Genomic DNA, 13,467 nt, shown 5'->3' on the forward strand with positions numbered 1-13,467 from the left:
TTTCTTGAGCCTTTTTAATTTTTACTAAAATATTTTATAATTGATATCTTACTCTAAAAGTAACTAACCTAGGCAAAATAAAAGTTTCGTTAATCGAATTTGAAATATTTCCATTATTAACACTTACTCTCGATTCTGTTCCTAATATGTTACTTGCTTGAAACTCATACTCCCACTTTGCATCTTTATCTTTTCTATATGATAATGATAAATCCCAAATTTTAAAAGAATTTTGATGCTGACCATTTTGTCTAACTTCATTGTAAGTAAAATCAGAAGTTAACGTTAGAGAATTCCAAATATAAGCATCAAAATTTATAGAAGGTGCATGCGTAACAGATTTAAAATTAGAAACATTATTTGTACTTAATTCTGTTCTGTTTTGATCTGAAAAAGAAGCTCTATAGTTTAAACTAACATTAGGCGCTTTTGTATAGTTAGTTCTAATACCTGGAGTAATAGAATAACTTTGGGTATTTAACTTTGTAGTTTCCGTACCAAATAATTGATAGGCTTGAGAATCTGAAAAGCTTGCTGCCAAACTTGTTCTAATTTTTCTAAACGTTTTTGTAAATCGACCAAAAGCACTAATAGATTCTATATCATAAGGCAGGTTTAAATTAGTATTAGTAGAAACATTAGATCTTACATTTGGGTTATTTGCGTCTGGAACAAAATCTGCAATTGAAGCAATTTGCTCCATCGTTTTGTTATAGTTTAATCCACCAAAAACAAACATATTGTTAAATAAATTAAAACTACTATAATTTAAACTCATAGATTCTACTCTAGCATTCATAATATCATTATTTCCAAAGAAAAATGAATTATAACTTCTAGCAACGATACCTTCTGCTAGTTGATTTACATCCGTAAAATTAACTTGCTGTCTGTAATTGAAACGCAAACTTTCACTCTTTTTAAATTGAGCAATAATATTTAATTCTGGTAAAATTTTAGTAAAAGAATCTTTAAAATCTGTTATTGCACCAACTTGGGTATTATTAATATTGTAAGAATGTGCCGTAAAACCTGGCCTAAAAGTAAAAATACCTGCTTTAACACGATAACGCATACCTGCATAGATATCTGTAAAATTGTATTCTACATCATTTGTAGTGCTTGGGTTTGCTAAATTAGGAATATTTAAAGTTGGATCTAATGAACTGCCATTATCTAAAAGTTGAAAAAACCTAGAATCAAAGTTTTGCTTACTTAAAATAGTACCACCTACAAAATTAAAGTTGCTTTTATTATTTATAATATAATAGTAATCTAATTTTGCATCTAATTGATTAGATTTTACTCGTCTGTCTTGTTCTAAAGTATAAAACTGTTGTGATTTATCTAAACCTAAAACATCTGCTGCAGAATCAAAACCATCTACATTATTGTTTGGATCTTGATCTAAATTCTCTATAGAAGATACATAAAAAGGATCTTCGTCTTGCAATTGATGTTGTACTTCTAGGGCAAAAATATTGTTTTCGTTTGCTGTATAAAAGTAACTTAAGTTCTGATTGATTGTAAATGGTGTTGCGCTCTCGTTTTCTACAATTGGCACATTATTACCTATTATTTGAGATGTACCATTATCTAATCTAAACTCGTTTGTAAAGCGACCATTTAAATCGTAATTTAATTGATTGTTTATATTTTTCTTATAGATCGTTTTAAAGTTAAATAAACCAGAATTACTTGTTTGATCTGTTGTGTTATCTGTAACATCATCTGGTATAGATGGATCATTATAATCTATAATATTTCTATTTCTTTGTCCGTTACTATTACTAGACCAAATTAAATAACCACTAAAATCTAATTTTTTATTTGGCGAGTAACTAAAGTTTAAAGCGGTTAGTTTTGTTTCTATTCTATTCGCATTTCTAGCATTTGGTGTTAAAAAACCAATGCCAGCACTTGCTAAATTTATATTTGTTCCATTTGACGGACTTTGACTTCTAAAACCTCCGCTAAAACCTCTTAAATCTCTTCTATTTAATACTGCTTCACCTAAATTATTGATATCTCCAATTACATTTAATGTATATTTTGGATTGTAATAAAATAGTTTGGGCTGAAACAAGTATAAATCATCACTTGGTGTAAATCCAGCACCTGCATAGACATCTCCAAACCAAAAATTCTTTTTCCCTTCCTTTAATTTTATATTAATAGCTACTCTATCTTGATTATTTTGAACACCGCTTAACTGATTTACATCAGAAAAATTTCTTAGTACTTGTATTTTATCTACTGCATTAGAAGGGATATTTTTAGATGCTAATTTTGTATCTCCACTAAAAAACTCTTTACCATCTACAGTAATTTTTTCTACGACTTTACCTTCCACCTCAATTTGTCCATCATCATTAATTTCTACTCCGGGTAATTTTTTTAATACATCTTCTAGTTTTCGTTCAGAACCATTTTTAAAAGAATCTGCGTTATACACTATTGTGTCTCCTTTTATGGTAACCGGCATTTTAGATACAATTGTAATTTCATCTAAAGAATTATCTTCTTTAAGTGTAATATTTTTTACAATATTCTCTGATTTAGTTTCTACAACAAAATCTACAGTTTTAAAACCAATGTAACTTATTTTAATTTCGAAAGTTTGATTTTTATCTAAATCTAATTTGTAATTTCCTTTTACATCTGTAAAACCATATGAAGACATTTTTTTTGTTGCCTTGTTTACAGCTAAAATGTTTGCCATTTCTAGAGGTGAGCCGATACTATCTTTTACAACTCCTGTAAGAGTAATTTGCGCACTAGAAATAAATGAAACCATAAAAATGGTTAATAGTAGTAATTTTTTCATTGTGTATTTTATGTTTTAATAATTAAAATCTACCTCTTCCACCTCTACCTCTACCTCTGCTATTTCTAAACTCTTCCATTTTTTTAGTAATTGCATCTGTGTATTCTTTTCTTGTAACTTTATCTCCTTTTGTTGGCTTCTCAATTTCTAATTTTTCTGAGGGATTTAGTACAATTTCTGTACATAAAATAGTAGTTCTTCCTTCATTAATTTCTAAAATTAAACCTGGCAATCCCCAATACTCTCCAGGACCATTACTTACCGGTATTTGTGGTGTATACCACGCTGTAACCGTTATTTTTTTTGGTATTTCTATATCTTCTGTAACTTTTACTGTCTCTGTAGTGTCTTTGTTAGCATCCTTTTTCTTCTTATCATCATCTCTGTTTCTTCTTCTCATGTTTCTCCAATCTGTAGCATCTACATCTTTGGTAAGTGTTGCTTTATAACAAATATAGTTTCCTATTTTTTTTGTTTCGCTACCTAACTCCCACTGCGGCATTTCCATAGTATCAGAAATCAAAAAGTTTTTACCAAAAAACTCTTTAGACTCTAATGCTACAAGTTCTTTTGTATTTTTATACTTAGTACCTCCATCAGTTAAACCTCCCATTCTAAATCCACCACCTGCACCAGGCGCTTCTAATTTTTCATCCTCTTTATAAATAGATGCTGTTTTATCAAAACTTAAAATAAATGTTTTTTCTAACATCGATTTCATCCTATCTGCAATTTGTTTCTTTTGTGCTTCAGACATGCTATTCATTCTGCCTCCCCAACTACTCATATCTAAAGTAGTTTTAGACATATAGGTTGCTTTTCCTTGAAAATTTTTCTGAGCAAATACACCAATTGTAACAAAGGCTAAGAATAATGTAATTAATTGTTTCATGATTTTTTTATCTTTTTTCACTAAAATAGTATTAGTAATTTCTAATAAGACTTAAAAAAAACTTAAAAGTTTAATTTGCTCGTTTAATTTTTTACTAGAACTAAAAAAGATTATCCTCCCATTTTAATATTTATGCCATTTCCTAAATCCATACCATTTCTACTTTTAAATTTTTCCATTAATTCGTTAGACTTTTCTTCCTGAATTTTATTAAATTTTTTCTGACTAACTACCTTCCCTTTTTTTGGCTCTGTAATAGCTGTTTTTTCAGAAGGATTTATAATGATCTCTGTGCAAACAATTGTGGTTTTACCATCATTAATTTCTAAAATTAAACCAGGTAAACCTTGATAGTTATCAGGACCATGACTTAAAGGTATTTCTGGCGTATACCAAGCTGTTGTAGTTACCTTTTCTTTTGTAGTTTTTATTTCTGATTTACCATCAACAAGCGTCATTTTTTTATTTTCAACTTCTTTTGTATAAGTTGCTTTATAACAGGTATACTTTCCAATATTTTTTGTTTCTGAAGACATTACCCAATCCTTTTTATTTATTTGATCTTTTATTAAAAAGCGTTTGCCTTGTATTTCTGTTTGTTTTGCGTATCGCTTTTCTTTTATATTTTTATACAAAAAAGCACTACTTCCACCACCAAAAGAAATCATTTTTATCTGAGCACCACCAACTTGAGTTCTTGGTGCACCTAATGCAACATCTTGTTTATAAACAGATTCATATTTGTTAAAATCTAGATTATAGGTTTTCTGATTCATTTTTTGCAATCTAGCTTGTAGTTTTAACTTCATTTCATCTGACATTGTAGATTTTTTATCGTTGCCAAATTTAACGTTCGATTTTCTACTAGTTTTATAAATAGCTTTTCCTTGAAAATTTTGAGCATTGAATGATACTACCATCAAAAATGCAAATGTTGTTAATAGTGTTTTCATAATTTAGTGGTTTTAGTATTTTTTAGAAATTTTAATTAATGTCTTTATTATTTTTTTTGATTTATATATTAAAGAATCAATGTTTTTTGTTTCTCCAGAAACTTCCATTTTACCTTTAAATTTATTTTTAGAATCTTTCAAATCCAACTCAAAACTCAATGCAATTTTTTCATTAGGTTTATTGTGTTCAAAAATACTTTCAATGTCTTTCCAATTAATCTTTTCTAAATCTTTTACAGAAGTTGAAGTAAAAGCCAAAGAAGTTATTTTAGAAATTTCATCTTTAGAATAAGCTGCTTTTGTATTGCTTTCTTGTGCATTTATAAGTAGCGAAATAAAAAGTAAAAATAAAGTAGTTAGTTTTTTCATAATATTGTTTTTTAAATTGAACACTACAAAGGTGCAACACAACAAAACAATTTATAGTTAACGAGTGTTAACGAGTGTTAACCGACTCATTTTATAATATTTAGAACCTATATTTGTAACATGACAAGTAAAAAACAAAAGTGGATTTTATACTTAATTACCATTACAATTTTTGCAACTATTGCTATACAATTCTATTGGAATTATAAAAACTACGAAGAAAATAAAAGACAGGTAACAAACGAAATTCAGTTAAGTTTAGACAATGCTGTAGAAGAATATTACTCTTCTTTGGCAAAAAGTAACTTCTTAACTATTATAGAGAACAAGCCAAATAACAGTAAAACGATTGAAGAAAATTCTATCGGTAAAATTTTACAAAAGTTAAAAGAAAACAACTCTGAAAAAGTAAAACCAAAAGTTACTATCAATAATATAAAAATAACTTCTAATGATAACCTTTCTAAAGAAAAAATAGATTCTATGATGAATTCTACCAAGGAATTTGTTACTAATTTTAACACTAAAATAGACAGTGTAGTCGTAAAAAAACAGAAAAAAAGTAAAGTTTTAACGCAACTTTTAGATTCTAAACAAGGTATTACAATAAATAATGATGGCTCTAAAACTAATGTAAAATATTTTAAGGGTAAAAAAGCAGCAGATAGCTTAAAGTTTTTAAAAAACATAAAACCAATTTTTATTTCTTTTATAGATGAAAGTATAGAATATGATAAGATAGATTCTTTAGTTGAAAAACAGTTATCACAAAAAAAGATAATTCTAAAAACAAGTTTTCATCATTTTAAAAATGATACTTTATTTCATAAAACAAAAGATTCTATTTTAGATGAAGAGTTTTTTTCCGTTAGTTCTAAGTCTACCTACGTTAAAGACAACGAAGAGTTTAAACTGATCTACAACAACCCCAATATTGAAACTTTAAAACGAAGTACTTTGGGTATATTTTTATCTTTTTTACTATCATTAGCAGTAATTTACAGTCTATTTTATATGCTAAAAGTAATCAATCAACAAAAAGAATTGGCAATCATAAAAAACGATTTAATTAGTAATATAACACACGAATTTAAAACACCAATAGCCACAGTTGCTACAGCCATAGAAGCCATAGAAAATTTTAATGTTTTAGATGATAAAGAAAAAACTAAAAAATACCTTTCGATGTCTTCTGTTCAACTAAAAAAATTGCATCAAATGGTAGAAAAACTACTAGAAACTGCAACATTAGATAGTGAACAATTAATCTTAAAAAAAGAATCTATAGATATTACAAATACCATAGAGAAATTAGTAAATAAACATCAATTTTTAAATACTGATAAAGAAATTAACTTTTCTACAAACCTAAAACCTATCTATTTAAATGTTGATAATTTTCATTTTGAAAATGCTGTTTCTAACTTAATAGATAATGCTGTTAAATATGGCGGCAATGCCATAGAAATTAATATCAATTCTATTTTAAATACCACAGAAATATCTGTTGCAGACAATGGTAACGGAATCAACAAAAATCTACAAGATAAAATTTTTGATAAATTTTACAGAGTACCTAAAGGAAACACACACAATGTAAAAGGCTTTGGAATAGGACTATATTACAGTAAAAAAATTATTGAAAAACATGCTGGTTCACTAACTTTATCTTCAACAAAAAACAACACAATATTTAAAATAAACTTGCCAAATGAATAATATAAAAGTTTTACTTGCAGAAGACGAAGCTAGTTTAGGTATGATTGTAAAAGAAAGTTTAGAAACTAGAAATTTTACAGTATTTCATGCAGAAAACGGTAAAATTGCACTCGAAAAATATCAGAAAGAAAAACCAGATATTTTAGTTTTAGATGTAATGATGCCAATTAAAGATGGTTTTACACTTGCCAAAGAAATTAGAGCAGAAAACAAACATATTCCTATTATATTTCTTACCGCAAAATCGCAAACGTCTGATGTTTTAGAAGGATTTAATAATGGAGGCAACGATTATTTAAAAAAGCCATTTTCTATGGAAGAATTAATTGTAAGAATTAAAGCTTTGCTAAATAGAATTGAACTAAAAACTGATACAGAAAATATAAAAATTGGAAATTACTTATTTAATTTAACGAAACAAACTCTTACTTTTTCTGAGGAAGAGCAACAACTTACACACAGAGAAGCGCAATTATTATTCTATCTTTTCGAAAAGAAAAATGAAGTTTTAGACAGAACTTTTATTTTAAATAAATTATGGGGAAACGATGATTTTTTTAATGCAAGAAGTATGGATGTTTTTATTTCTAAATTAAGAAAGAAATTAAACCAGGATGAAAATATTCAAATAATTAATGTGCGTGGTTTTGGTTATAAATTAATTTGTTAATTATAAAATTTATGTACCTTTATCCACCGTTTTAATTTTATACCTTTTTATATATGCACGTTGCAATTGCAGGAAATATTGGCGCTGGTAAAACTACGCTAACCAAACTTTTAGCGAAACATTACAATTGGAAACCTCATTTTGAAGCTGTTGATGAAAATCCTTATTTAGATGATTTTTACACAGAGATGGAGCGCTGGTCTTTTAATTTACAAGTATATTTTTTAAATAGTAGATTTAGACAGATCTTAGAACTAAGAGAATCTGGACAAAACATTATACAAGACAGAACTATTTATGAAGATGCTCATATTTTTGCACCAAACTTACACGCAATGGGCTTAATGACAAATAGAGATTTTAGCAATTATTCTTCTTTATTTGAATTGATGGAAAATTTAGTACAACCACCGGATTTATTAATTTATTTACGTGCAGATATTTCTACTTTGGTTGGCCAAATACACAAACGTGGTAGAGAATATGAAAACTCTATTTCTATTGATTATTTAAGCAGACTAAACGAGCGTTATGAAGCTTTTATTTCTAAATATACCAAAGGAAAGTTATTAGTTATAGATGTTGATAATTTAGATTTTGTTAAAAATCAAGAAGATTTAGGATATATTATAGATCGAATAGATTCTCAAATTAATGGTTTATTTTAATTGAGAATTACTAGAAACAAAAAAGGGAGAAATTTTAAAATTTCTCCCTTTTTTTGTGTCTTAAATATTATGCTTGTAAAGCATTTTCTAGATCTTGTATTAAATCTTCTACATCTTCTATACCAACACTTAAACGAATTAAAGAATCTGTAATACCAATTTTTAAACGTTCTTCTTCTGGTATTGATGCATGCGACATTGTTGCAGAATGGTTTGCTAAACTTTCTACACCTCCTAAAGATTCTGCCAAAGTAAATAACTTTGTGTTTTCTAAAAATTTAAAAGCAGCTTCTTTAGTTTCTTCTTTTAAAGAGAAAGAAACCATTCCGCCGAAGTCTTTCATTTGTTTTTTTGCTAATTCAAAATTTGGATGTTCTGCTAAACCAGGATAATAAACTTTACCAACTTTTGGATGATTTTTAAGAAAATTAGCAATTACTTTACCATTTTCGCAATGACGTTGGATTCTAATATGCAAGGTTTTTATACCTCTTAGAGCCAAAAAAGAATCCATTGGACCTGCAATTGCGCCTGCAGCAAATTGAATAAAATGAATTTCTTCTGCTAATTTAGCATCTTTAACCATTAATGCGCCCATAATAATGTCTGAATGCCCACCAAGATATTTTGTGGCAGAATGCATTACAATATCCGCACCTAAATTTAAAGGTTGCTGTAAATAAGGCGTTGCAAATGTATTGTCTACTGCTATTAAAATTTCGTTATTAATTTCTTTTACAGCATTAGAAATTGCATTTATATCTGCAATTTTCATTAACGGATTTGTTGGTGTTTCTAACCAAATTAACTTGGTATTCTCAGTAATTTTATCTGTAATATTTTTTAAACTATCTGTATCTACAAAAGAAAATTCTAGACCATATTTTTGAAATAATTTTGTAAACATTCTATACGTTCCGCCATACAAATCGTCTCCTGCAATTATTTCGTCTCCGGGTTTTAAAAGTCTTAAAACTGCGTCTATTGCAGCTAAACCAGATGAAAAAGCAAAACCTTTTGTACCATTTTCTATTGCAGCAAAACTATCTTCTAAAGCTTTTCTTGTTGGATTTTCTCCTCTTGAATAATGAAATTCTTGATCTGGGTTTGTTTGTGCGTATGTTGATGTTTGAAAAATTGGCGGCATAATTGCGCCTGTTGATTTTTCTGGTTTTTGGCCTCCGTGAATAGTTTTTGTATTAAATTTCATTGTTTGATAGCTTTTAACTTCTAATTGCTAATAACCAGCAAATAGTTTAGCCCAGATTGAACGGTTTGTTTGAGCTCTTTTTAGCTGTAAATTTTAAAAAAATTTACAGCTAAAAAAGCGAGTAGTGAAAGCTGGAAATAGCTTCTAAAAAATTATAAAAATTTCTTTATAGATCTTATAATTCCGTAGTGAATTCCTTCGTGAAAATTGTTAAAAGCAATTGCATTTTCTATAGAGCTTAATACAAAACCTGTGCTTGTTGGGTATTCTGTAAATTCTTTAAAAATACCAGCTTCGAAATCTTCTTCTAAAGTATCTGGCAAACCTATTAAAAGTTCTTTTACTTCTTCGAATTCTTCTTCTGTAAATTGTTTTGTTGGTACAGTTCCTTTTTTAAAATCTGTAATTAAATCATCTGGACACAGACAGTTTAAACCCGACATTTTGTAATGTAATAATTGTTGTGTGACTACTAAATGAGCAACATTCCAAGCAATATTGTTTTTAAATCCTGCAGGAATTACATGAATTTGCTCTAATGTTAAACCTTCTAATTCTTTTATTACTAAATCGCGAGATTTTCTTAAAACATCGAATTGTGTCTTCATTTTTTATGTTATTTTTGAGTAAACAAATATAATCGATTCCTATGAGAAAAGTCTATTTTTTACAAACTTGTGATACTTGTAAACGTATTTTAAAAGAGGTAAATACAGATGGTTTTGAGCGACAAGAAATAAAAGGAAATCCTGTAAATGTTGCGCAATTAGAAGAAATGCACAAGCTTGCGGGTAGTTATGAGGCGTTGTTTAATAAACGTGCGAAATTATATAAAGCTATGGATTTAAAAAATCAGGAAATTTCTGAGGCAGATTACAGGCAATATATTTTAGATGAATATACTTTTTTAAAACGACCTGTTTTTATTGTTGATAACGAAATTTTTATTGGAAATAGTAAAAAAGTGGTTGCAGAATTAAAAGAGAAGATTGGTTAAATCTTCTCTTTTGTTTTTTATCTAGATGTTACTTCTATGTTTGAAGATGATATCATTGCTGCTAATTCTTCTTTAGTAATTTTAGTTTTTAAACCGAATAACACTAATTTATCGTTATTACTGTTTGCTCTAATTATAATTTCTCTAATAAGATTGTTTTTTTCTACAAAATACAATTCTGCTTTACTACCATTGTCTTTAACTCGAACATAGGTTTTTAAATTATTTCTTCTTTTAAACTTTTTAAAGCCTTTTGCAACAGTATAATCATCATTATTAAAAACCATAAGTTTAAAATCGCTCGATTTTTTAATAACATTCATTAAATCGCTATCATCTTCATCATCTAAAAATGAACCTGCCAAGGATGCAGATAAATTTATAGAAAAAGTAGATTTCTCTTTATTTGATTTATAAAATTTTTCGAAAGCGGCATCTTGTGCCGAAGTTGCTGTAATAATAAAAGCGAAAAGAATTGTGGCTATATTTTTCATAATTAGTAGGTTTTAAATTTAAGACGACTACTAATTAATTTTGTTACAGAGTTTTACCTTAATTACTAATTCTGATATACTTTTATAAGGTTTTCTGCTTCTTTTAAGGCACTCCAGTTTTTTAAAATCTCTTCTCTTGCTTGTTTACCTAAAAGTGGTAATTCTCCGTTTATAGAACTTTCAAGTAGTTTTTCTAATTCGCTGCTATTACCTGAGGCAAACAAATAACCATTTTTTGTGTTTTCTATTAATGATGAATGTACGCCTACTTCTTTTGTTGCAATAACAGAACATCCGCATGACATTGCCTCTGCGGTTACCAAAGAAAATCCTTCAGAAAAACTTGGTACAACTGCTATTTTTGATGCTTGATAATATGATAATATATCTGGAGTTTCGTTAACAAAATAAACTTGTTCGTTAACCTTTTGCTCTTTTGCAATTTGTTGTAATTCTTCTAAAAATGCAGGTTTATCTACTTTACCCACTATTACCAAAGCCCAGTTTTTATGATTTTTTAAAATTTTAGCAGCTTTTAGCAATGTTACTTGTCCTTTGGCTTTTCTAACTCTACCTGCACATAAAATAATATGATCTTGTTTTATATTTTTTAAAGTAACATTTTCTTTAGGCTTAAAATAATCTACATCTACTCCGTGACCAACAACTGTATTTTTAATACCCAATTTTTGACTCATACTATTTATCAAAGTAACAACTTTATCTGCTTTTTTTAGCAGTTTCATTGTTAAACCAGAAGGAACAGTTTCTGCATGTCTTGTTGCTACTAATTTAAATTTTGCGCCCAAAAACCTAAAAAAAAGCATACGCATAATTTCGTTATTACGATGACAATGCACAACAACTTCTCTATCAGAAAACAATAACTTTCTTAGCTCTTTGGTCTTAATATGTGTGCCTTTTGCACCATATCCGTATAGATACGTTTCGTATGTATCAGAAAAAAAAGGTAAAACATTTTCTATACTTCTTGTAACACCAGTTCTGCGTTTATGAAAATGTGTATGTATTAAAATTGGTTTCAAATAAATGGTTTTATGCGAATCTTCTTTCTATAATCTCTAACAATCTATTTTCTAATTCTTCTTGATTAGACCAATCATAATCTGGCTTTACCATTTTAATGATAAACTTTTTTGCTTCTTTTTCTGTCTTAAATGTATTTAATTGAGAAACGACACGATTAAAATCTTCTTGGCTACCTTCAAACAAATTTTTCACAAAAACAATTCTATCATTTAAACCAATTTGAATATTAGTCTGTAATTTATCGTTTAAAGATTTTGGTTGCACAGGTTCAAACAAGTTAGCAATAACATCAACCGGAATTGTGTCTTCCAATTCTTCCTCTAAAGTAATTGCATTTTTTTCGCCAACATCTTTGGGGTCGTCTTTAAATTTTGTGGGTTTTGTATCGCCAAAAATTAGTTCTTCTAAATCATCAAAAGGTTGTTCTATCGGTTCTTCTTTTTCAACTTCTATTTTCTCCTTAACTACTTCTTCTTTTAAAGTTTCAATAGTAACTTCTTCTTCAAGCGGTTTCATAATTTCTGATGTTTCAATTTCTTGCTTTAAAAAATCGTCTCCTATTTCTGCAGCAAACTTTTCATTTACATCTATAAAATCTTCTTGTACAACTTCTGTTTTTACCTCTTCTTTATCATCAGCAGCAATAATAGTGTGCTTTTTATCAAATGCAGAAGTTACCTTTTCTACAAGTTCTTCTTTTGTTTCGTCTAAGTTAGGATTGGTGTTTACATAATCTTCTACAAATGCCAAAAGTGATAATTTCTCATAAATTTGCTGCGATTTGTCTTTTAAAGCTTTTACATCTTGTTTATTTTTCATCTGTAAAATGCTATGAGCTAAACTCATTAAATCGTTTTCCAATTTTTTGTGCATAAGTTGTAAGTTGAAGTTATAATTTACTCGTAATTTTTAATAAATTTGTTGATTACGAAAGTAAAGCAAAATTTAAATTTCTAAAGCCTAAAATTACAAAATGTTTCTTGAAAATACAGTAAATCATACAGAACAATTTGGTTGGATAGAAGTAATATGCGGCTCTATGTTTTCTGGTAAAACAGAAGAACTTATTAGACGTTTAAAACGTGCACAGTTTGCAAAACAGCGTGTAGAAATTTTTAAACCAGCTGTAGATACTCGTTATGACGATGAAGAAGTTGTATCGCATAACGATAATAGAATTAGATCTACACCCGTACCTGCATCTGCAAATATTAGACTTTTAGCCAATAATGTAGATGTTGTTGGTATAGATGAAGCACAGTTTTTTGATGATGAAATTGTTGCGGTTTGTAACGATTTAGCAAATAGAGGAATTCGTGTAATTGTTGCTGGTTTAGATATGGATTTTAAAGGAAATCCTTTCGGACCAATGCCTGCGTTAATGGCAACTGCAGAATACGTAACTAAAGTGCATGCAGTCTGCACGCATACAGGTAATTTAGCGCATTACAGTTTTAGAAAGGCTAAAAACGACAACATTGTAATGTTAGGTGAAACGCAAGAATATGAACCGTTAAGTCGAGCGGCTTATTACAAAGCATTACAAAAGCAACAACAAGAAGTTGTATCTGCTACAGAAAAAGATTCTGCTACAAAAGATTCTGACTAAAATACTGCA

The 13,467-nt window shown here is 28.5% G+C and carries 14 protein-coding genes; 5 read left to right on the forward strand and 9 right to left on the reverse strand.

From position 1 onward, the window contains the following. Positions 1-34: 34 nt before the first annotated feature. From WG950_RS06780 to WG950_RS06795, 4 genes are all read right to left on the reverse strand, one after another. Positions 35-2,827: a carboxypeptidase-like regulatory domain-containing protein gene (locus WG950_RS06780; RefSeq protein ID WP_340935086.1), complete on the reverse strand. Its 2,793-nt coding sequence runs from the start codon at positions 2,825-2,827 to the stop codon at positions 35-37. Between the two features lie 22 nt (positions 2,828-2,849). Then, positions 2,850-3,719: a GLPGLI family protein gene (locus WG950_RS06785; RefSeq protein ID WP_077811134.1), complete on the reverse strand. Its 870-nt coding sequence runs from the start codon at positions 3,717-3,719 to the stop codon at positions 2,850-2,852. A 110-nt stretch (positions 3,720-3,829) separates the two neighbouring features. Continuing rightward, positions 3,830-4,672 carry a GLPGLI family protein gene (locus tag WG950_RS06790; RefSeq protein ID WP_340935089.1) on the reverse strand — a complete coding sequence of 281 codons (843 nt, stop codon included), beginning with the start codon at positions 4,670-4,672 and terminating at the stop codon, positions 3,830-3,832. Positions 4,673-4,684: 12 nt separating this feature from the next. Continuing rightward, positions 4,685-5,041 (reverse strand): hypothetical protein, encoded by a 357-nt coding sequence (locus WG950_RS06795; RefSeq protein WP_340935091.1) that lies wholly within the window; start codon positions 5,039-5,041, stop codon positions 4,685-4,687. A gap of 120 nt (positions 5,042-5,161) precedes the next feature. Here WG950_RS06795 and WG950_RS06800 point away from each other — a divergent pair, with 120 nt between their 5' ends. From WG950_RS06800 to WG950_RS06810, 3 genes are read left to right on the forward strand one after another with little or no spacing between them, the layout of a single operon-like run. Next, the gene (locus tag WG950_RS06800) at positions 5,162-6,760 is read left to right on the forward strand and encodes a HAMP domain-containing sensor histidine kinase (RefSeq protein ID WP_340935093.1); all 1,599 of its coding nucleotides are present in this window, start codon (positions 5,162-5,164) and stop codon (positions 6,758-6,760) included. Further along, the gene (locus WG950_RS06805) at positions 6,753-7,430 is read left to right on the forward strand and encodes a response regulator transcription factor (RefSeq protein ID WP_340935095.1); all 678 of its coding nucleotides are present in this window, start codon (positions 6,753-6,755) and stop codon (positions 7,428-7,430) included. The genes WG950_RS06800 and WG950_RS06805 overlap by 8 nt, the downstream gene beginning before the upstream one ends. Before the next feature lie 53 nt (positions 7,431-7,483). Next, entirely contained in the window at positions 7,484-8,098 is a 615-nt protein-coding gene (locus tag WG950_RS06810) for a deoxynucleoside kinase (protein ID WP_077811129.1), read from the forward strand. A 67-nt stretch (positions 8,099-8,165) separates the two neighbouring features. Here WG950_RS06810 and WG950_RS06815 read toward each other — a convergent pair whose 3' ends face one another. Then, complete coding sequence (locus tag WG950_RS06815) at positions 8,166-9,308, reverse strand: cystathionine gamma-synthase (RefSeq protein WP_340935098.1); 1,143 nt, start codon at positions 9,306-9,308, stop codon at positions 8,166-8,168. Positions 9,309-9,460: 152 nt separating this feature from the next. Then, the gene (locus tag WG950_RS06820; RefSeq protein ID WP_340935100.1) at positions 9,461-9,916 is read right to left on the reverse strand and encodes a DinB family protein; all 456 of its coding nucleotides are present in this window, start codon (positions 9,914-9,916) and stop codon (positions 9,461-9,463) included. 41 nt (positions 9,917-9,957) lie between these two features. Between WG950_RS06820 and WG950_RS06825 the strand changes: the two genes are divergently transcribed. Then, a complete protein-coding gene (locus WG950_RS06825; protein ID WP_079738152.1) occupies positions 9,958-10,305 on the forward strand; it encodes an arsenate reductase family protein in 348 nt (115 codons plus the stop codon). A 17-nt stretch (positions 10,306-10,322) separates the two neighbouring features. Here WG950_RS06825 and WG950_RS06830 read toward each other — a convergent pair whose 3' ends face one another. From WG950_RS06830 to WG950_RS06840, 3 genes are all read right to left on the reverse strand, one after another. Further along, positions 10,323-10,799, reverse strand: coding sequence for a DUF4252 domain-containing protein (locus tag WG950_RS06830; protein ID WP_340935103.1), 477 nt, complete (start codon positions 10,797-10,799; stop codon positions 10,323-10,325). A 65-nt stretch (positions 10,800-10,864) separates the two neighbouring features. Further along, positions 10,865-11,845, reverse strand: coding sequence for a glycosyltransferase family 4 protein (locus WG950_RS06835; RefSeq protein ID WP_340935105.1), 981 nt, complete (start codon positions 11,843-11,845; stop codon positions 10,865-10,867). Between the two features lie 10 nt (positions 11,846-11,855). Next, positions 11,856-12,722 (reverse strand): hypothetical protein, encoded by an 867-nt coding sequence (locus WG950_RS06840; protein WP_340935106.1) that lies wholly within the window; start codon positions 12,720-12,722, stop codon positions 11,856-11,858. A 100-nt stretch (positions 12,723-12,822) separates the two neighbouring features. On the opposite strand from WG950_RS06840, the gene WG950_RS06845 reads away from it, so the two are divergent. Further along, positions 12,823-13,458: a thymidine kinase gene (locus tag WG950_RS06845; RefSeq protein ID WP_079738148.1), complete on the forward strand. Its 636-nt coding sequence runs from the start codon at positions 12,823-12,825 to the stop codon at positions 13,456-13,458. The last annotated feature ends 9 nt before the right edge of the window (positions 13,459-13,467 follow it).

This window comes from Polaribacter marinaquae, from assembly GCF_038019025.1.
Lineage (GTDB): Bacteria > Bacteroidota > Bacteroidia > Flavobacteriales > Flavobacteriaceae > Polaribacter > Polaribacter marinaquae.